Here is a 19,933-nt window from a genome sequence, read left to right as displayed (position 1 = left end):
TCGTGGTGTGGACGGTGGTGGTGCCCGACCACCGGTCAACGTGCGACGTGCGGGAGAAGTGCCGGGACGCCCGGGGCGCCGGTGCAGCGTGCGAGGGTCGTGGGCCCCGGGTCATCGGGCTAGAACCTGCCCCCGCGAGACCGGCCGCCGCGGCCGCCGCCGGTGCGCCCGCCGGCGCGGCCGCCGCCGAACCCGCCGCCGCCGAACCCGCCGCCGATCCGTCCGCCGGAGGCGCGGCGCCCTCCGCGGGAGCCGCCGTAGCCGCCCCCGCCGAACGTGCCGCCGCCGAACCCGCCGGAGCCGCCGAAGCCGCCGCCGGACCCGCGCAGGATCGAGTCGAGCAGGATGCCGCCGAGCACCATGCCGCCCACGTCGCCGCCGCCGGCGGCGCCCTGGCCCCAGCCGGACGCGTCCTGCTGCGCCATCTGCGACGCCTGCTGCGCGTACCGCTCCGCCAGCTGGGCGCGCTGAAGCGCCGTCGTCGGGTCGCCGGTCAGCGACCGCGCCTCCTGCACCAGCCGGATGGCCTCGGCCAGCCGCGTGCGGGCCTCGGGGCCGACGGCGCCGCGACGGGTCGCGACGAAGTCGTCGGTGGCGCGGATCTGGGACTCGACCCGTCCGAGCGTGTCGCGCAGCAGCGCGGCGGCGCGGGCGTCGGACTCGGCCTTCTGGCGCACCGGCGCGAGCGCCTGGTCGAGCGCTGCCTCCGCGGAGGTCAGGCGACGCAGCGCGGCGAGCGGGTCGCCGCCGTGCCGCGCGGACCGCGCCTGCTCGACCGTGGCCCGCGCCTCCAGCAGCGCCGGCAGCACGGCCGGGTCGCCCGGGGCGAGCCGCTCGGCGTCCGCGACGTCCTGGGCGATGGAGGCGATGCCGCGGTCGAGGCGCGGGCCGGCCTCGGCCAGGTCCTGCCCGGCGCGCTCCACCGCCTCGAGCAGCGTGACCGCCTGCCCGAGCGCGTTCTGCGCCCCGCGCGCGTGCGCGACCGCGGTGTTCCGGTCCCGCTTCTGCAGAGCGGTGCGCCCCTCGGCGACCGCCTGGCGGGCGTGGTCGACCAGCGAGGCGGCCTGGTCCGGGTTGAGGGCCACCGACTCCAGGGCGGAGCGCGGGTACGTCGCGGCGAGGGTGCCGAGCGTCTGGCGCGCGACCTCGATGCGCTGGTCGATCTCGCCGGCCCGCTGCTCGGTCTCGTCCAGCACCTGGGGCGCGCGCTGCGCCAGCCGGCGGAGCTGGTCGAAGGACTCCGTCTGGGCGTCCAGCGCGTCGGCGGCGCCGTCGCACAGCCGCAGGATCTCGGTGAGCAGCTGCCGGCGCTGCGGCTCGGTCTCGGGCTCGGCGTCGTCGAGGCGCTGGCGGACGCCGAACGCCTGCGCGACGTCCGCCTTGGCCTGGGCGAGCACCTGCTGGAACTGCTGGGTGGCCTCGAGCCCGAACTCCGCCTGCGCGAACCCGAGCTCCTGCTCGGAGGTCTTGAGCGCGTCGTCGATCTCGACGAGGGCCGCGGCCGCACGCCGCTCCAGCTCCTCGGTGGGGAGCGTCGCCAGCTCGTCGGCGGGCGCCGCCGCGGGCCTCCCGACGGCGGTGCGGCGCCGGCGCCACCACAGCCAGCCGCCCACGCCGCCGACGACGACCACGCCGGCGCCGACGAGCGCCGCCGTCCTGCCGGCACCGCCGGCGCCCGAGCCGCCGCCTCCGGCCACCTGGCGGGTGGTGTCGGCGGCGACGATCGCTGCTGCGCCCCAGTCCGCCTCGCCCTCGGGGGCGCGGCCGGCGGCGGTCAGCGCGTCCTCGGTGGCCGCCTCGATCGCGTCGAGGTCGGCGTCGCTGAGGTCGATGTTCGCGTCCACCGACAGCCCGTAGAGGGAGTCCTCGACGGCGACGGCGAGCAGCAGGTCGTCGACGCCGAGCCGCGCGTTGTTGGCGGTGGCGATCGCCCAGGACTCCCCGTCGAGCCCGTCGAACGTGTCCACGTAGATGACGAAGAGCTGGAAGCGCGTCTCGTCGGCCAGCCGGTCCAGCGCCGCCTGCACCTCGGCGGGGTCGTCCAGCACGTCCGCGCTGTCGGTCACTGCGCCGTCCAGGGTGTCCAGGGGCTGCTCGGCGTGTGCCGACGGCAGCAGGGCAGGCGCGAGCACGGCCTGCGCGCCGAGGAGGGCGAGGCCGGTCAGGAGGGCGGCGAGGAGGGGGACGAGAGCTGCGGGCGCGCGGCGCGGCGCGCTCGGGACGAGGCGGTTCACGTCCCGATCGTCCCGCCCGACCTGGGGGAGCGCAATTCGCCCCCGTGGTGAAACCCGCGCTCAGGCGGGGTGCCGGGGTCCGGCGTCGACTGCCGGCCGTGAGCTCGGCACTTCGTCGTGAGGTCGGCACCTCGGGCTGCCGAGCTCACGACGAGGTGCCGAACTCACGACGAGGTGCCGACCTCACGGGGCGGGCGTGCCCGTCACTTCACCTCGTCGAGCTCCTCGGCGTCGACGATGCGGTAGGCGTACCCCTGCTCGGCCAGGAACCGCTGGCGGTGCGCGGCGAACTCCTGGTCCACCGTGTCGCGCGCGACGACGGCGTAGAAGTGCGCCGTGCGCCCGTCGGCCTTGGGCCGCATGACCCGCCCGAGGCGCTGCGCCTCCTCCTGGCGCGAGCCGAACGAGCCGGACACCTGGATGGCCACGGACGCCTCGGGCAGGTCGATCGAGAAGTTCGCGACCTTGCTGACCACCAGGCGGGACACCTCGCCGGAGCGGAACGCGTCGAACAGCCGCTGGCGCTCGCGCACCGTCGTCGCGCCGGTGATGAGCGGGGCGTCCAGGTGCGCCGACAGCTCCTCGAGCTGGTCGAGGTACTGGCCGATGACCAGCACCTGGTCGTCCGGGTGCTGGTCGACGATCTGCTGCACGACCTTGTTCTTGCCCGGGGCGCAGGCGGCCAGCCGGTACTTGTCCTCCGGCTCGGCCGTCGCGTACACCATCCGCTCGTGGTCGGGCAGCGTCAGGCGCACCTCGACGCAGTCGGCCGGCGCGATGTAGCCCTGCGCCTCGATGTCCTTCCACGGCGCGTCGTAGCGCTTGGGCCCGATCAGGGAGAACACCTCGTCCTCGCGGCCGTCCTCGCGCACCAGGGTGGCGGTCAGCCCGAGGCGGCGGCGGGCCTGCAGGTCCGCCGTCATGCGGAAGATCGGCGCGGGCAGCAGGTGCACCTCGTCGTAGACGACCAGGCCCCAGTCGCGCGCGTCGAGCAGCTCGAGGTGGGAGTAGACGCCCTTCCGCTTGGTGGTGAGCACCTGGTAGGTCGCGATGGTGACCGGCTTGATCTCCTTGCGGGTGCCGGAGTACTCGCCGATCTCGTCCTCGGTGAGCGTGGTGCGCCGCACCAGCTCGTCCTTCCACTGCCGCGCGGAGACGGTGTTGGTGACCAGGATCAGCGTCGTCGTGCCGGACTTCGCCATCGCGCCTGCGCCGACGATCGTCTTGCCGGCGCCGCAGGGCAGCACGACGACGCCGGAGCCGCCGTGCCAGAACCCGTCCACGGCCTGCTGCTGGTAGGGCCGCATCGACCACGGCTTCGGCTCGTCGCCGGGCGTGCGCGGCGCGGCGACCTCGCTCAGCGCGATCGGGTGCTTCTCGCCGTCGACGTACCCGGCCAGGTCCTCGGCCGGCCAGCCCAGCTTGACCAGCACCTGCTTGAGGTGGCCGCGCTCGGAGCGGTGCACGACGACGGTCTCGTCGTCGATGCGCTCGCCCACCAGGCCGGCCGTGCGCTTGGACTTGAGCACCTCGGCCAGGACCGCCCTGTCGCTGGCCTGCAGCACGAGCCCGTGCGTGGGGTGGCTGACCAGCTGCAGGCGGCCGTAGCGGCTCATCGTCTCGGCGACGTCCACCAGCAGCGCGTGCGGCACCGGGTAGCGGGAGAACTCGATGAGGGTGTCGACCACCTGCTCGGCGTCGTGCCCGGCGGCGCGCGCGTTCCACAGCCCCAGGTTGGTGAGGCGGTAGGTGTGCACGTGCTCCGGCGCGCGCTCCAGCTCGGCGAAGGGCGCGATCGCCCGGCGCGCGGCCTCGGCGCGGGGGTGGTCGACCTCCAGCAGGAGCGACTTGTCGCTCTGGACGATCAGCGGGCCGTCGGTCATGCGGTTCCTTCCTGCGGGCGGAGATCCAGTGTGCCAACACCGCGCCCGCCCGTGGTGTTCCACCGTAGGGCGTGCGCGCAGGCCCCGGGCGCCTGGGGCGCGGCGCCCGGGCGCGTCCCGGCGCCGGCCGGCATGGGGATATCTCCCCATCCCGCCCGCGGCGCCCCGCGGCCGGGGAGTGCCCCGGGCAGAAGGGGGCGTGGGCGAGAGATGACCGATCTCCGGGTGGACCTGTAGGCCGTGCGCGACGTCGCGGCGACGTGGGACGGCACGCCGGCGAGGACGACCGAGAACCTGCGGGTCCCGACCGACGGCGCGGCCGGCGTGGCGGACGCGTTCGCCGACGTCGACCGGCAGCTCGCCGACGCGCCGGGGGGCGACGGCGGGGCCGCCCGACGAGGCCCGGCGGATGGAACCCGCTGGGCCGGGCGACCGACCCCGCCCCCGTCGGCCTCGTGCCCGCCGGCCAGGGATCCAGGCCGGACGGACCGAGGCCGGATACTGTGACCGCGACGAAGGAGGCCCCATGATGCGGTGGCTGCGACGCCGCCCCCTGCCCGTCCGCGACGTGCCGCTGGCGGACACCTACTACATGGTGGTCCCCGGCGCCGGCGTCACCGAGGTGCGCCTGGGCCGGGCGGACGACCTCGAGGTCGTCGCCACGGTGACCACGCCCCGCCGGTGGTTCGTGCTCTTCCGTGCTGCCGGCATGCCCGGCGGGATCCACGGCGAGATCGTGTGGGAGGTCGACCCGGCCACCGACGTCGCCGCCCTGCACCGGCGCCGGCGCGGCGACGCGGAGGCCGCCCCGATCCTCGCCGGGCACCTCGACGTGCCCCTGTACCGGGACCGGGCCGAGGCCGAGCGGTCGGGGAGGGACGGGACGGCGAGCGAGCACGACGCGCCGGCGCCGGTCCCCGTCGCCGCGGTGGCCGAGGTGGGCTCCGAGCGCCTCGCCGCGGCGCTCGCGGCCCAGGACGTGCCCGCGATCGGGCAGGCGCTGCGGCACGACGTCGTGGTGGTCCCGATCGTGCGCGGCCCCGACGGCGAGACGCAGAACCGGGTGTTCGAGCCGCCGGCGGGCTCGACGCGGCCCTACGAGGTGTGCCTGTTCTCCTCCGCGCGCGCCCTGGCGGCGTTCCTGCAGGACGCCCCGGACCGGGAGTTCGCGCTGTGCCGCGGCGAGACGCTGGCGCCGTTCCTCGAGCGCCACGCCGACGTCCTCGAGCGCGTGGTTTTCGACCCCGCCGGGCCGCACCCCATGGCGGCGAGCGTGGCCGACGTCTCGGCGTTGCTGGTGCCGCAGCCGGGGGACGACGAGCTGGCATGGGTGACCGGTCCGGACCCGGAGCCGGCGCGCCCCGAGGACCGGCTGCGGTCCGTCGGCTTCGACCTCCGCCTGCCGGAGCAGTGGGCGGTGATCGACCTCGACGACGCCGAGGCGCGCGCCCGGCAGGTCCGCGAGCTCGTGCGGCGACAGACCCGCGTGCTCGGCGACCGCGGGGTCCCGCTCCGGCAGGACGTGCGGGCCTGGCTGGAGAGCGCCGGCGAGCGGGCGGCCTCCGCCGGCGGGCGGCTGCAGGCCTTCCTGCTCGAGCACGAGGGCCGCACGGCCCTCGCGCTGAGCCTGACCGTGTACTGGCACGAGCTCGGCCCGGAGGTCGGCGGCACGCCGCACCTGGAGCGCATCGAGGGCCGGATCCGCGCCGGCCTGGCCGAGGGCGACGCCGTCGTCGGCGCCGAGACGACCGCGGGCCCGCTGCTGCTCCACGTGCGCGAGCGCCGCGGTGCGGCGGAGGGCGGGGGCGAGGGGCACGCCGTGCTGCTCGTCGACTACTGGCTGGTCTCGCCCGACCAGCGCGGCGCCGTCCAGCTCGCGTTCTCCACCCCGCACGTCGCCGCGCGCGCGGCGGTGCTGCGGCTCACCGACGGCGTCGTGCTCGCGACCGGCTGGGCCGTCGAGCCGCGGCCCCCAGCGGCCTCCGACGCCTAGGGCTCGGCCGGCTCCACCGCCGCGATGCGGTGCACCGCCACGGTGAGCTCGGCCTCGCGCGCCGGGTCCAGGGCGCGCAGCCGGCCGCCCTCGACCTTCAGCGGCCGGAGCTTGCGCCGCGCCGGGGTGCCGTGGGCGTCGACGAGCTCGACCCACACCTGCTCGCCGTCGCGCGCCGCCTCGCGCAGCAGGGCCAGGGCGTCGCCGGCCGCGGCGGACATGGAGCGCAGCCGGTCGACGGCGGTCGCGTCCGCGTCGTCGTCGGGGCGCCGGCCCGCGGCCAGGGCCGTCGTCCTGCTGGCGCCGAGGGCTCCGCCGTTGCCGGTGGCCGTGCCGGGGAACGGGCCGCGGCCCCGTCCGTCGCCGGCCTCGGCGGCGCGCAGGCGCTCCACCAGCGCCCGTCGGCCGTCGTCCGTGACCGCCGACGTCGCCACGGGCGCGCCGGCGCGCCGGCCCGCCCGGTCCACGCGCGGCGGGCGGCGCAGGCGGCCCAGCGGTCGCCCGTCGGGGCCCTCGAGCGCGGCGAGCAGTCCCCGCTCGCGCAACGCGGCGTGCAGCTCGGCCGCCGGGACGGCGGCGGCCAGGACTGTCGGGGCCAGGCGCACCAGGCCGAGCGACGCCAGCCGCGGGTCCTCGGCCAGCCCGGCCAGCACCGCCGGGTCGGCGGCCCGCACGTACGAGCCGGCCGAGCCGACCCGCAGCGCCGCGTGCCGCCGCGCGGTGTCGCGCACCAGGTACTCCAGCGGCTGCGGCACGGGGACGGGGGAGCGGGCGGCGAGCTCGGCGAGCAGCTCGTCGGCGGTGGCGCCGAGGTCGAGGGCACGGGTGACCGACGACGCCGAGAACCGCACGGTGGTGGCCGCGCCCCGCGACTCGGCGTCCGCGGTGCGCTCCAGCAGCCGGGCCAGCGGGCGCGACGGGCGGCCGGGCACGATGCCGGTGAGGTCGCCCTGCAGCAGCACCTCCTCCACCTCGGCGGGCAGCACGGCGCGCAGCGCCTCGACGAGGTCGACCGGCTCGTCGGCATCCCGCTCCCGCGGATCGTCAGAACCAGCGCCGGCCATACCGTGCGCTGCTGCTGACACACCGCGTGCGAACGCCGGGCTGTCAGTACCGGCGCCGGCCATGCCCTGCGCTGGTCCTGACACGAGGGCGAGCAGGGCGCGGCCCGGCCCGGCCAGCGCGCCCGCCCCGGTGGCGCCGAGCAGCGCCGCCTCGCGCAGCAGGCCCTCCACGGCGGCCTCCGGCGGGACGGCGCGCGGCGTGCGCCAGGCCAGCACCGCCAGCACGTCGGCGGCGGTCAGCGGCGCGCCCGGCTGCCCGGCCAGGGCCTCGAGCACCTGCGCCCGCAGCCGCGGCACCCACGCCCGGTGCAGGTCCGGCGACAGCGGGGCACGGACCGTGCCCTTGTCGTCCCGCGACCCCGCCCGCCACGGCGTGCGGCGCGAGGCGGCCCAGGCGGCGGCCAGCATCGCCCAGCGGTCGGCCTCGTCGGCGTCGGCCCACGCGTCGGCGCGGGTGGTGGGCACGTACGACGGCGGCGCCTCGCCGTCGTCGGCCACCAGCTCCGCGGAGGCGGCCAGCTCGACGACGATGGCCGCCGTCGCCTCGTCGACGCCCAGCGCCTGCGCGGCCCGACGCACGTCGCGCACGCCGAGACCGCCCGCGCGCAGCACCGACGGCGGCGCCTCGTCCCACAGGTCGATCAGCGCGTCGACCAGCCGCACGACCTCCAGCGCGGCGCTCGCGGCCTCGGCGTCCGCGGTGGGCGCGGGCACCTCCCGCACCTCGGCGCGCGGCGGCTCCAGGCGCGGGTCGCGGTGGGTGCGCCCGCCGCGCAGCGCCAGCCCGACGTCCCGGGGCAGCACCACGGTGCGGGCGTCGGCGCGCTGCAGCAGCCCGGCCTCGACCAGGGCGTCCACGGCGCGGCGCGGCGCCGAGCCCGCCGGCGGCACGACGCCGACCGGCGGACCCCAGGTGAGCGCGTCGAGCACCTCGCGGGCACCGGGCGGCAGGTCGTCGAGCGCCGCGATCCCGTCAGGGTCGGTTCCGTCATCGGGCGCTTGCCGGAACGAACCCTGACGGGATCCGGCGTCCCGGTGCGGGCCGAGCCCCGCGGGGTAGGGGCCCAGGACCTCCCCGAGGCCCGGGACGGCGCGAAGGTCAGGGGTGCCCGGCTCGCCGGCGTCCCACAGCAGGGCCTGCTCGAGGGCGGCGGCGATCCGCCGCTCGACCGCGGTGGCACCGTCGGGTCCGCCTTCGGGGTCCGCGCCGGCGCCGTCCGCGACGGGCCCGCCCGCGCCGACCGCCGCCACGACGTCGGCCGGCGTCACGGGGGGCCGCTCGGTCTCGAGCACGAGCACGGTCTCGAGAACCTGGAGCGTGGGGGCGTCGGCGCGGGCGAGCGCGCGCTCGAGCGAGGTGCGGCTCGAGGCGCGCGCCGCGAGGGAGCGCAGCGTCGACGGGGAGGGGGAGGCCAGGTCCGGGCGCTCGCGCAGCAGCGCCACGAGCGCCTCGTCGGGGCGCTCGCGGATCGTGTCGCTGAACGTGCGGCGGGCGGCCGGACCGTCGCCGGGGGCGTCGGCCGACGCCGTCCCGCGCGGTGCGGGCGTGCTGGCCATCTCGTCGATGCTACGCGCCTGACCTGGACGGGCGCCGCGCGGGCCGCGGTGACGGTGGCGGAGAGCCCGGCCGCGAGCGTCCCGTCGCCGCCGCGCAGCACCCCCTCACTGCCGCGCCGTGCGGGCGCAGACCTCCTCCCAGGGCGTCGGCTCGATGCCGAGGTGCTTGCGCGCGTCCGTGTCGTCGAGCACGTACGGCCGCTCCCACTGGTAGATCAGCTCGCGCACCTCGCGCATGAACGGCGACGCGAGCGCCACGGCGGCCAGCACCGGGCCGCGCAGCGACCGCACCCGCACGGGTGGCCTGCCGGCGGCCGCCAGCACGTCCGTGACCGCCTGCCGCTGGCTGACCGGCGGGTTGCTCGGGGTGTGCCAGGCCCGCCCGTGGGCGTCCGGGTCCTCGGCGGCCGCGACGAGGGTGCGGGCGGCGTCCTGCACGTCGGTGAAGGTGTGCGGCAGGTCGGTGCGGCCGATCATCCAGGCGGTCCGGCCCCGCAGCGCGCCCGGCACGACGCGCGAGACGTGCCCGTTGGGCCCCACGCCCGGCCCGACGAAGTCCGAGCTGCGCACCTCGACCGCCCGCACGCGCCCGGCCCGGTGCGCGGCGAGGGCGTCGGCCCACATCCGGGCGCGCAGCCGGCCCTTGTGGTCGGTGGCGGCGTCGGGCAGGTCCTCGTGCATCGGCCCCTCGACGGGCCCGTACGGGTAGAGGTTGCCGGTGATCGCGTAGACGGCGCCGGAGCGCTCGGCCGCGGTGAGCAGCGACGCCGCCAGCGGCGGCCAGACCCGCTCCCACTGCGTGTAGTCGCCGGGGTTGGCGCAGTTGTAGAGCACGGCCGCGCCCTCCGCGGCGCGGGACAGGGCGTCGGCGTCGGACGCGTCGAGCGCCACGTGCCGGACGCCGTCGACGCCGGTGCTGCGGCCCGAGCGGGTGGCGACGGTGACGCGCGAGCCGCGCGCGGCGAGCAGGGCTGCGACGTGGCGGCCGACGGGGCCGGCGCCGACGACGAGGTGGTGGTCGGTGGTGGTCATGAGGGCTCCTGGGGTGCGGGGACCGGGACTGGGGCGAAGCGAGAGCACTGCTCTCGTTTCCGGAGCATGGCACGTTCGCGAGCTCGTGACAAGAGCAGTGCTCTCGTTTGCGGACGGTGCTCTCGACGTGCCACCATCACCGCGTGAGCACGCCCCGCACCGCCCGGGCCCTGGCCCGCGAGACGCTGACCCGCGCGATCCTCGACGCGGCCCGCGCGCGGCTGCGCACCGAGGGGCCCGCCGGGCTCTCGCTGCGCGCCGTCGCCCGGGACGTCGGGATGGTGTCCTCGGCCGTGTACCGGTACTTCTCCAGCCGCGACGCGCTCCTGACCGCGCTGCTGCTCGAGACCTACGGCGAGCTCGGCGACGCGGTCGAGGTGGCCGAGGCGGCGGTCGCGCGCGACGACCTCGGCGGGCGCTGGCTCGCCGCCTGCCGCGCGCTGCGGGAGTGGTGCGTGGCGCACCCCGGCGACTTCGCGCTGCTGTACGGCACGCCCGTGCCCGGCTACGCCGCTCCGCAGGACACCGTCGAGCCGGCCACCCGGGTGGTGCGGGTGCTCGTGGCGATCGTCGGCGACGCCCACGCCGCCGGCCTCCGCCCGGCCCCGCGGCCCGCCGGCGTGGCCGACCCCGCCGACCTCGTCGCGGGCGCGCTCTCCTTCGTCGTCGCGCACGGGCTCGTCGCGCCGGACGCGCCCACCGAGGCCGTGGTGCGCACGCTCATGGCCTGGACGGAGCTGTTCGGCACGGTGTCGTTCGAGCTGTTCGGCCACCTCGTGGGCTCGGTCGCCGACTACCCCCGGTGGTTCGACCACGTGGCCGCCCGGCTGGCCGCCGACCTGGGCATCGCCGTCCGGCTCTGACCCCCGCTCGTTCCGGGTCCCTGGCGGTCCGCGAAAGGCCCCTCTGTCTCGGACCGCCAGGGACCCGGAACGAGCGGGGGCGGCGGGCCGCGCGCGATATGGATGCGGCGCCGCCCCCTCCCGGCCGGTAACCTGGGATCCGGCCCGCACCCGGGTCGCACCGCCCCTCGGCCCCGCGTGGCCGCCCGGGCGGAGGAGAGTTCGCAGAGCACACGGAAACGAGGTCCAGGTGCCCACCGGCAAGGTCAAGTGGTACGACGCCGAGCGCGGCTTCGGTTTCATCGCCGCCGACGACGGCACCGAGGTGTTCCTGCACGCCACCGCGCTCCCCGCCGGCGTGGCCAACCCGCGGCCGGGCGCACGCGTCGACTTCGGCGTCGCGGACGGCAAGCGCGGCCCGCAGGCGCTGGCCGTCACGCTGCTCGACCCCGCGCCGTCGGTCGTCAAGGCCAAGCGCAAGCCGCCGTCGGAGATGGCCGGCATCGTGGAGGACCTGATCCGGGTGCTCGAGCGCGTCGACGGCGCCCTGCAGAAGGGCCGCTACCCGGAGGCCGCGACGTCGCAGCGCGTCGCCAAGCTGCTGCGCGCCGTCGCTGACGACCTCGAGGCCTGAGAGGACACGCATGACCGTCGCCACGGCTGAGTCGGCCAGGACCACCGCGCAGGCCCGCCGCGCCGCCGCACGCACCGCGAAGGACGCCGTGCTCACCGCCGACGCCGCGGTCGAGCTCGCCCGCGCGGCCGCCGAGGAGGTCGCGGAGTCGCCGTCCGACGTCGGCGAGCACCTCGGCATCGTCGTCGAGGGCGACCGCCTGGTCTCGCACCGGTTCGCCGCCGCCATGCGCGGCTACCGCGGCTGGTACTGGGTCGTCACGCTCGCGCGCGTGCCGCGGGGCCGCGTCGCCACCGTGTGCGAGGTGGAGCTGCTGCCCGGCGACGACGCGATGCTCGCGCCGGAGTGGCTGCCGTGGTCGGAGCGCCTGCGCCCCGGCGACATCGGCCCCGGCGACGTGCTGCCGTTCCGCCCGGACGACCCGCGGCTCGAGCCCGGCTGGACGCCCACCGGCGACGAGGAGCTCGACTCCGTCGCGATCGAGGAGCTCGCCCTGGCGCGCGCCCGCGTGCTCTCGCCGCGCGGCCGCGACGAGGCCGCCCAGCGCTGGTACCGCGGCTCCCGCGGCCCGACCGCCCCGGGCGCCGTCGCCTCGGCCGCGGAGTGCCTGTCCTGCGGGTTCCTGATCCCGCTGCAGGGCCCGCTCGGCCAGCTGTTCGGCGTCTGCGCCAACGAGTGGTCCCCCGACGACGGCAAGGTGGTCTCGCTCGACCACGGCTGCGGCGCGCACTCCGAGACCGACGTCGAGCGCCCGCCGTCGGACTGGCCGGACGCCGAGCCGCTGATCGACGAGACCACCGTCGAGGTGGTCGACGTGACGCCGGCCGAGACCGCGCCCGAGACCGCCGCCGAGAGTCGGGACGCCGCCGAGAGCCCGGACGCCGCCGCGCCCGTGGCGGAGTGACCGCCGACCGGTTCGGGACCGCGGCCCTGCGCTGCGCCGTCGTCGAGGCGTGGCAGGCCTCCCCGACGCGCCTGCGCGAGGACGCCAACCTCGAGGAGGACCACGCCCGCGGGTACTACCGCGACCGCGTGGTCGTGGAGCTCGCGCAGAACGCCGCCGACGCCGCGGCCCGCGCGGGCGTGCCGGGCCGGCTGACGCTGCGGCTCGCCCGGCGCCCCGACCACGCCGGCGCGGCCGCCGCCGCGCCGTGGGTCCTCACCGCCGCGAACGCCGGCGCCCCGCTCGACGCCGCCGGCGTCGCCTCGCTCGCCTCCCTGCGCGCGTCCGCCAAGGACGCCGGGGCGGTGGGCCGGTTCGGCGTGGGGTTCGCGGCGGTGCGCTCCGTGGCCGACGACGTCGCCGTCCGCTCCCGCGACGGCGGCGTGCGCTTCTCCCTGGAGCGCACCCGCGCGGTGCTGGCCGAGCACGGGCTGGCCGACGCCGTCGCCGCCCGCGGCGCCGCGCTGCCCGTGCTGCGCCTGCCGTTCCCCGCCCCGGGCACCGCGCACGACGAGGCCGACACCGTCGTCGAGCTGACCCTGCGCGACGACGCCGCGCTCGCCGCGGTGCGCGCCCAGCTCGCCGCGGTGGACGACGCGCTGCTGCTCGCGCTGCCCGCCCTGGCCGAGGTGGTCGTCGAGGTCGCGGACGGTGCCCCCGAGCGGCGGGTGCTCGCGGACGTCGCCGCGCGGTGGGTCGTGCGGCGCGAGGCCGGCGAGCTGGCGCCGGACGACGTGGCCGACCTGCCGCTCGAGCAGCGGCGGTCCGCGTGGTCGTTCGTCTGGGCGCTGCGGGCCGGCACGCCGGCCGACGCCGCCGCGACCCCGACCGACGTGCTGCACGCGCCGACGCCCACCGACGTCCGGCTGGGCTTCCCGGCGCTGCTGGTGGCGTCGTTCCCCGTGGACCCGGGCCGCCGGCGCGTGCTGCCCGGCCCGGCCGCGACCCGGGTCGCCGCGGCGGCCGGCCGGGCGTACGCCGCGCTGCTCGGCGACGTCGCGCGGGAGCGGGGCGCCGCCGTGCTGGACCTGGTGCCCCAGGGACTGCCCGCGTCCGAGGTCGACGCCGCGGTGCGCGAGGCGGCCCTCGCGGCGCTGCGCTCGACGCCCCTGCTGCCGCTGCCGCTCGACGGCACGGGACCCGAGGCCCCGGTGGCCGAGGAAGCCGAGGACCCTGATGAGCGCGGCCGCCTCGTCGCGCCGCAGGACGCGGCAGTCGTGGCCGGCCCGGTCGGCGAGGACCCGGCGGTGGCCGCGGTGCTCGGCGCCGTCGCGCTGCCCGCGCGCCTGCACGGCGTCGCCCGCGCGCTCGGCGCGCGCGCCGTGCCGCTGGCCGACGCCGTCGGCGAGCTGCACCTGCCGCCCGAGCGCTGGCGCGCCGTCTACGCCGCGCTCGCCCCGCACGCCGCGGACCCGGCCGTGCGCGAGGCGCTCGCCGGGGCGCCCGTGCCACTGGCGGACGGGCGGCTGACCCACGGCGCGCGCGGCACGGTGCTGCCGCCGCAGGCCGCCGACGACGAGCTGGCCGCGTCCGCAGGGGCGCTCGGCGTGCGGCTGGTGCACCCGCGGGCGGCGCACCCGGTGCTCGAGCGGGTCGGCGCCGCGCGCCTCGACCCGCTGGCGCTGCTGCAGGACCCGGTGGTGCGGGCCGCCGCCCTCGACGCCGCCGAGGCCGCCCTCGACGCCGCCGAGGCCCTGCTGGACGGCGCGGAGGACGGCGGCGACGACGCCGGCGAGGCGGCCGACGTCGTCGACGCGGTGCTCGACGTCGCACGCCGCGCCCTCGCCGAGGCGCCGGGCGCGGAGCTGCCGTTCTGGCTCGGCGAGCTGCCCGTGGCGACCGAGGACGGCGAGCTCGCCGCGCTGCGGGAGACGTCCCTGCCCGGCACCTGGGCGGCCGAGGCGCTCGACGCCCTGGCGCCCGTGGCCGTGGCGGTCGTCGACCGGTACGGCGCCGAGACGCTCGCGGCGGCCGGCGCGCACGGGGACCTGGCCGTCTACACGGTGCCCGACGTGCTCACCCACGGGCCGGAGGAGGACGACGAGCCCGGCCCGGACGACCCGGCCGGCTGGCTCGCCGGGTGGTCCGACTACGTGGCGTTCCTCGCCGACGCGCTCGGCCCGGACGTGCCGGTGGGCGACCTCGCGGCCGTCGCCGACCTCGACGCCGTCGCCGACGACGCCTGGCCCGACGCGCTGGCCCGCCTCGCCGCCGACCCCGAGGCCCGCCGGGCGCTGCTCGTGCCCGTCAGCCCGGGGCCGGGCGCGCGCCCCGGCGCCGCGCCCGCGCCGTCGTACACCGCGTGGTGGCTGCGCCGCCGGTTCGGCGCCCCGTTCGCGCTGCACGCCGGCGTCCCGCTGCTGCCGCCCGCGCCGCCGGAGGTTGCCGGGAGCGGGCTGGACGCCGAGGCGCTGCACGCGCTGGGCGGCGTCGGGTCGCTCGAGGAGGCCGGGCCGGCGGACTGGGCGGCGGTGCTCGACGCGCTGCCGCCGGCGGGGGCCGCGCTGCTGCCGGCGGACGCGCTGGCCGTCTGGCGCGGGCTCGCGCGGCTGGCCGCCGGCCTCGACCCCGCCGGGCGCCCGACGGCGCTCGACCCCCTGCCGGACCGGCTGCCCGCCCTGCGCATCGACGGCGCGACCGGCCGCGCCGAGGTCACCGTGCGCGAGGCCGACGACCTCGACGTCGCGCCCGCCCCGCGCTGGGCGCAGCTGCGCGCCGTCGTGCCGGTGCCCGCCCCGGGCGCCGCGGCCGTCGCCGAGCTGCTCGACCTGCCGCTGGCCGAGGACGTGGCGCCGGACGACCACGGCACGGCGCAGGACCTCGACGAGCGCGTGCGCGCGCTCGACCCGCGCCTGCCCGCGCGGTGGTGGCGGCACGAGAGGCTCGCCGTGGACGGCGAGCCGGTGGCCTGGTGGGTGCACGACGGCGAGGTGCACGCGGTCTCGGCGGACGGGGCGGCGCGCGGGCTGGCCGAGCTGCTGGGAGCGCCCACGCTGGCCCCGCTGCTCGCGGAGGCGCTGCGCGACCCCGGGCGGGCGGCGGACGCCTGGACCGCCGTCGCCTGGTACTGAGAGCACGGGCGGCGCTGAGGGCACTGACGCCCCGGCGCCGCCGTCGGCGCGCCCCGCACCGTTCCGGGTCCCTGGCGGTCCGAGACAGAGGGGCCTTGCTCGGACCGCCAGGGACCCGCAACGGCGGGGTCAGGCGTCCGCGCGGCGCAGCACGAAGAAGTACGTCCCCGGCATCCCGCGCATCCACATCGCGCCCAGCACGGTGCGGTCGTCGACCCAGCGGAAGGCGTCGAAGACGGGCAGGCGGTCGTAGACCATCGTCGCCGTCGCGACGCTGCGGTACTCCGCCATCACCAGGCGGGCCTTCGGGCGGCGCGCGCGCAGCAGCGGCAGCAGCGCCCGGAACGCCCGCACCGCGGCAGGATGGCCCAGCACCCGCGGCCAGCGCCGCACCACGGTGAGCGGCACGTACCGCGGGTCGATCGCCACCACGCCGCCGGTGCCGTCCTCGAAGAGCAGGGGGTGGGCGTCCTCGCCGTCGAACCGCTTGCCGTACCAGCCGAGCCGGCCCAGGACGCCGTCGAGCGGGTGGTCGGTGCGCAGGTCCTCGCCGCGCCAGGTGCCGCGCAGCTGCTCCAGCGTCACCGGCGCCAGGGAGTCGTAGAAGGCGAGCGCCGCCGGGGTGGTGGCGCCCGTGCGCCGCAGCTCGGCCAGCCGCGCAGCGGGGGTGTGCGGGGCGGGGGAGGGGCCGGCGGCCACGGGAGGGCTCCTCAGTCCTCGCCGCGGTAGCGGCGGCGGTTGCGCCGCTCCCAGAGCAGACCCAGCCCGCCGAGCGCGAGGCCGGCGGCGCAGACGGCGACGCCCTCGGCGTCCTGGACGCCCGCGGCCAGCAGCGCCAGCGCCACGACCAGCGCGACCGCCCAGGCCGCGATGCCCGCGAGCATCACGCGGCGCAGGTCCACCCTCAGCGGCGGCGGGCTCGGGCGGCGCTGCTCGGGGTGCAGCAGCAGATCGACCAGGGACGGCACGGCGCCAGTCTACGAGCGGGCCCGCTGCCCCGTCGGTGAACGCCGTGTTAAGCGGGCCTGCCGCGGCCCCGAGGACCCCGTGACGCCTGGCAAAATTGGACCCATGCCCAACAAGACCGCCGCGCCGACGCCTGCCCGTCTGAGCGCGATCGACCGCTACTTCAAGATCACCGAGCGGGGCTCGACGGTCGCCACAGAGATCCGCGGCGGCCTGGTGACGTTCTTCGCGATGGCGTACATCGTCGTGCTGAACCCGCTGATCATCGGCACCGTCCCGGACGGCACCGGGCAGTTCCTCGGCGGCGGCGACGGGCCGAACCTCGGCATGATCGCCGCCTGCACGGCGCTGGTCGCCGGCGTCATGACGATCCTCATGGGCGTGGTGGCCAACTACCCGCTCGCGCTCGCGGCCGGCCTCGGCCTCAACGCCGTCGTCGCGTTCTCGATCGCCGGCCTGCCGGACGTCACCTGGGCCGACGCGATGGGCCTGGTGGTCATCGAGGGCCTGATCATCCTGCTGCTGGTGCTCACCGGGTTCCGCGAGGCGGTCTTCCGGGCCGTGCCGGTGGAGCTCAAGACGGCGATCGGCGTGGGCATCGGCCTGTTCATCACGCTCATCGGCCTGACCAACGCGGGCTTCGTCAGCGGCGAGGGCTCCACGATCCTGAGCCTGGGCAACCTCGGCTCGTGGCCGATCGTCGTGTTCGTGGTCGGCCTGGTGCTGGCCATCGTGCTGTGGGTGCGCAAGGTCAAGGGCGCGCTGCTCATCGCGATCCTCGCGGCCACGGTGCTCGCGGTGATCCTCGAGAACACGCTGCACATCGGCGCCCGCTCCGAGGACAACCCGACCGGCTTCAACTCGGCGCCCACCTTCACCGGCGTCGTCGACGTGCCCGACTTCGGGCTGCTGGGCCACTTCTCGCTGCTCGGCTCGTTCGAGAACATCGGCGTGGTCACCGTGATCCTGCTGGTGTTCTCGCTGCTGCTGGCCGACTTCTTCGACACGATGGGCACCATGGTGGCCGTCGGCGCCGAGGCCCGTCTGCTCGACGCGGAGGGCAACCCGCCGAAGTCCAAGCAGATCCTCATCATCGACTCGCTCGCCGCGGCCGCGGGCGGCATGGGCTCGGTGTCCTCGAACACCGCGTACGTCGAGTCGACGTCGGGCGTCGGCGAGGGCGCGCGCACCGGCCTGGCGTCCGTGGTCACGGGCGTGGCGTTCCTGCTGGCCACGTTCCTGTCGCCGCTGGTGGCCCTGGTGCCCTACGAGGCCGCGGCCCCGGCCCTGGTGTTCGTGGGCTTCCTGATGATGACCCAGGTCGCGGGCATCGACTGGAAGAAGCTCGACATCGCCATCCCGGCGTTCCTCACGATCGCGCTCATGCCGTTCACCTACTCGATCTCCGACGGCATCGGCGCGGGCTTCATCGCCTACGTGGTGGTGCGCCTGGCGCAGGGCAAGGCCCGCGAGATCCACCCGCTGATGTGGTTCTCCGCGCTGATGTTCGTCGTGTACTTCACGCTCGGCCCGATCCGGGCGGCGCTCGGGGTCTGACGCACGTCGGGCGTCTGACCTACGTCGACGGCGGCCGGCCCTCCTCGCGGGCCGGCCGCCGTCGTTCTGGGACGAACGCGACAACCAGGAAGAACTCACCTGGCGCTCAGCGGGTGAAAACCCGCGGCGAGGACCGAGGGAGCGGCGGACGGTCCGAGCACGTCACCTGAGGCACCTATCATCAACCCGGCCCCCACGCACCCGCTGGCGCGCGTGCCGGGGCTCGGACCACCAGCACACGACCGGACGCTGAGGAGCAGCGGCAGGGGGGGAGAGCGGTGACCAGCAAGCTGCGCGCTGCACGCACAGCGCTGTGGCACCTGCGCACCGGCGGCCTGTCCCAGCTGCGCACCCACCTGCGCCGGCGGCGCATCCTCGGCCCGCAGCGCACCCCGCACCGCACGGCGGACGGCGCGCCGGTCTACGAGCCGTGGCCGGTCCCCGAGCGCGAGCCCGCCCGCCCCCTGCGCGTGGGCGTGATCCTCGACGAGTTCTCCCGGCTCGCCTTCGGCTACGAGTGGCAGCAGGTGCTGCTGAAGCCGTCGGCGTGGCCCGAGCAGCTCGAGGGCCTGGACCTCGTGTTCGTGGAGTCGGCCTGGAAGGGCAACGGCGGCGCCTGGCAGTACCACCTCACCGGCCCGACGGCGCCACGGCCGGCGCTGGTGGAGATGCTCGCCGCGTGCCGCGATCGCGGCGTCCCCACGGCCTTCTGGAACAAGGAGGACCCCGCGCACTTCGAGGACTTCCTCGACACCGCCAGGCTGTTCGACCGGGTCTACACCACGGACACCACGGTGGTGCCCGCCTACCGCGAGCGGCTGGGGCACGACCGCGTGGGCGTGCTGCCGTTCGGCGCCCAGCCGGCCATCCACAGCCCGGTGCGCGCACACGGGCACGAGCGCAGCGGTGACGTCGCGTTCGCCGGCACCTGGTTCGCGCACAAGTACCCCGAGCGGCGGGCGCAGATGGAGCTGCTGCTTGGCGCCGCGATGGACGTCTCGCCCCGCATGGAGCACGGGCTGGAGATCTTCTCCCGGTTCGCCGGCCAGGGCGACCAGTACGAGTTCCCCGAGCCGTTCGCGTCCCGCGTGGTCGGCTCGCTGGGATACGACCGCATGCTCGCCGCCTACCGCGACTACAAGGTGTTCCTCAACGTGAACTCCGTGGTGGACTCGCCGAGCATGTGCGCGCGGCGCATCTTCGAGATCACCGCCTGCGGCACCCCGGTGGTGACGACGCCGAGCGCGGCGACGGGGGAGTTCTTCCCGCCGGACGAGGTGTTCTCCGTGGCCACCCGCGAGGAGGCCGCCAGCACCATCCGCGCGCTCGTGCGCTCGCCCGAGCTGCGCGACCGCGCGGTGCACCGGGGCCAGCGGCGCATCTGGCGCGAGCACACCTACGGCGCCCGTGCGCAGCGGGTGCTGCACGACGTCGGCCTGGCCGCCGCGCCGCAGGTGCCGCGGCCGTCGGTCACGGCGCTGGTGTCCACCAACCGCCCGCACCGGCTGGACGACGTGCTGCGTACCGTGGGCGCGCAGCGGGACGTGGCGGTGCAGCTGGCGCTGCTGACGCACGGGTTCGAGGACGACGAGGCGGACCTGCGGGTGCGCGCCAAGGAGGCCGGGGTCGAGGACCTGGTGCTGCTGCGTGCCGACGCAGGCGTGCCGCTCGGCGCATGCCTCAACCGTCTCGTGGACGCCGCCGGCGGCGACGTGGTCGCCAAGATGGACGACGACGACGTGTACGGACCGCTGTACCTGTCCGACCAGCTCGACGCCATGGCGTACAGCGGCGCGCCGGTCGTGGGCAAGCAGGCGCACTACATGTACCTCGAGAGCCTGGACGCCACGCTGCTGCGGTTCGCCGACCGCGAGCACCGGTTCACCGACCGCGTCATGGGGCCCACGATCGTGGCGCGTCGCGACGTCGCGCGCGAGGTGCGGTTTACAGAGCTGCCCGCGGGCGAGGACACGGGGTTCCTCGCCGCGGCGGTCGAGGCAGGGGTGCGCGTGTACTCCGCCGATCGCTTCAACTTCGTCCAGGTGCGCACCGGGCAGCGGCAGCACACGTGGAGCGTGACCGACGCCGAGCTGCTGGCCAGCGGTGAGGTGCAGTTCTACGGACGTGCCGACGAGCACGTCGTCTTCTGAGCAGGGG

General features: G+C 77.1%; 13 protein-coding genes. 7 read left to right on the top strand and 6 right to left on the bottom strand.

Going from position 1 to position 19,933, the window contains the following annotated elements:
* Positions 1 to 119: 119 nt before the first annotated feature.
* Both GSF02_RS19000 and GSF02_RS06090 read right to left on the bottom strand, forming a co-directional pair.
* Positions 120 to 2,234, bottom strand: a complete 2,115-nt coding sequence (locus GSF02_RS19000) for a TPM domain-containing protein (protein WP_159793800.1) — start codon at positions 2,232 to 2,234, stop codon at positions 120 to 122.
* 203 nt (positions 2,235 to 2,437) lie between these two features.
* Positions 2,438 to 4,117: a DNA repair helicase XPB gene (locus GSF02_RS06090; RefSeq protein ID WP_159793798.1), complete on the bottom strand. Its 1,680-nt coding sequence runs from the start codon at positions 4,115 to 4,117 to the stop codon at positions 2,438 to 2,440.
* Positions 4,118 to 4,643: 526 nt separating this feature from the next.
* On the opposite strand from GSF02_RS06090, the gene GSF02_RS06085 reads away from it, so the two are divergent.
* Positions 4,644 to 6,110, top strand: coding sequence for a hypothetical protein (locus tag GSF02_RS06085; protein WP_159793796.1), 1,467 nt, complete (start codon positions 4,644 to 4,646; stop codon positions 6,108 to 6,110).
* Here the strand turns inward: GSF02_RS06085 and GSF02_RS06080 are convergent.
* Positions 6,107 to 8,731, bottom strand: a complete 2,625-nt coding sequence (locus GSF02_RS06080) for a helicase-associated domain-containing protein (RefSeq protein ID WP_159793794.1) — start codon at positions 8,729 to 8,731, stop codon at positions 6,107 to 6,109. The two genes, GSF02_RS06085 and GSF02_RS06080, sit on opposite strands and share 4 nt — an antisense overlap.
* A 105-nt stretch (positions 8,732 to 8,836) precedes the next feature.
* A complete protein-coding gene (locus GSF02_RS06075; RefSeq protein WP_159793792.1) occupies positions 8,837 to 9,763 on the bottom strand; it encodes an NAD-dependent epimerase/dehydratase family protein in 927 nt (308 codons plus the stop codon).
* A gap of 143 nt (positions 9,764 to 9,906) precedes the next feature.
* Here GSF02_RS06075 and GSF02_RS06070 point away from each other — a divergent pair, with 143 nt between their 5' ends.
* From GSF02_RS06070 to GSF02_RS06055, 4 genes are all read left to right on the top strand, one after another.
* Positions 9,907 to 10,626 carry a TetR/AcrR family transcriptional regulator gene (locus GSF02_RS06070; RefSeq protein ID WP_235915399.1) on the top strand — a complete coding sequence of 240 codons (720 nt, stop codon included), beginning with the start codon at positions 9,907 to 9,909 and terminating at the stop codon, positions 10,624 to 10,626.
* A 229-nt stretch (positions 10,627 to 10,855) separates the two neighbouring features.
* Complete coding sequence (locus GSF02_RS06065) at positions 10,856 to 11,239, top strand: cold-shock protein (RefSeq protein WP_159793788.1); 384 nt, start codon at positions 10,856 to 10,858, stop codon at positions 11,237 to 11,239.
* 10 nt (positions 11,240 to 11,249) lie between these two features.
* A complete protein-coding gene (locus tag GSF02_RS06060; protein ID WP_159793786.1) occupies positions 11,250 to 12,143 on the top strand; it encodes a DUF3027 domain-containing protein in 894 nt (297 codons plus the stop codon).
* Positions 12,140 to 15,253: a sacsin N-terminal ATP-binding-like domain-containing protein gene (locus GSF02_RS06055; protein WP_159793784.1), complete on the top strand. Its 3,114-nt coding sequence runs from the start codon at positions 12,140 to 12,142 to the stop codon at positions 15,251 to 15,253. The genes GSF02_RS06060 and GSF02_RS06055 overlap by 4 nt, the downstream gene beginning before the upstream one ends.
* Before the next feature lie 129 nt (positions 15,254 to 15,382).
* Here GSF02_RS06055 and GSF02_RS06050 read toward each other — a convergent pair whose 3' ends face one another.
* Together GSF02_RS06050 and GSF02_RS06045 are read right to left on the bottom strand one after the other, a co-directional pair.
* Positions 15,383 to 15,952 carry a DUF4334 domain-containing protein gene (locus GSF02_RS06050; RefSeq protein WP_159793782.1) on the bottom strand — a complete coding sequence of 190 codons (570 nt, stop codon included), beginning with the start codon at positions 15,950 to 15,952 and terminating at the stop codon, positions 15,383 to 15,385.
* Positions 15,953 to 15,963: 11 nt separating this feature from the next.
* The gene (locus GSF02_RS06045) at positions 15,964 to 16,221 is read right to left on the bottom strand and encodes a DUF2530 domain-containing protein (protein WP_159793780.1); all 258 of its coding nucleotides are present in this window, start codon (positions 16,219 to 16,221) and stop codon (positions 15,964 to 15,966) included.
* Between the two features lie 103 nt (positions 16,222 to 16,324).
* Here GSF02_RS06045 and GSF02_RS06040 point away from each other — a divergent pair, with 103 nt between their 5' ends.
* Complete coding sequence (locus GSF02_RS06040; protein WP_159793778.1) at positions 16,325 to 17,776, top strand: NCS2 family permease; 1,452 nt, start codon at positions 16,325 to 16,327, stop codon at positions 17,774 to 17,776.
* Positions 17,777 to 18,054: 278 nt separating this feature from the next.
* Entirely contained in the window at positions 18,055 to 19,926 is a 1,872-nt protein-coding gene (locus tag GSF02_RS06035) for a glycosyltransferase family protein (RefSeq protein ID WP_235915398.1), read from the top strand.
* Positions 19,927 to 19,933 lie beyond the last annotated feature (7 nt).

The sequence above is a fragment of the Puerhibacterium puerhi genome, assembly GCF_009846865.1.
Taxonomy (GTDB): Bacteria; Actinomycetota; Actinomycetes; order Actinomycetales; family Cellulomonadaceae; genus Puerhibacterium; species Puerhibacterium puerhi.
The sequence above is the reverse complement of the archived record's forward strand: the minus strand, read 5'-3'. Positions and strand labels throughout refer to the sequence as shown.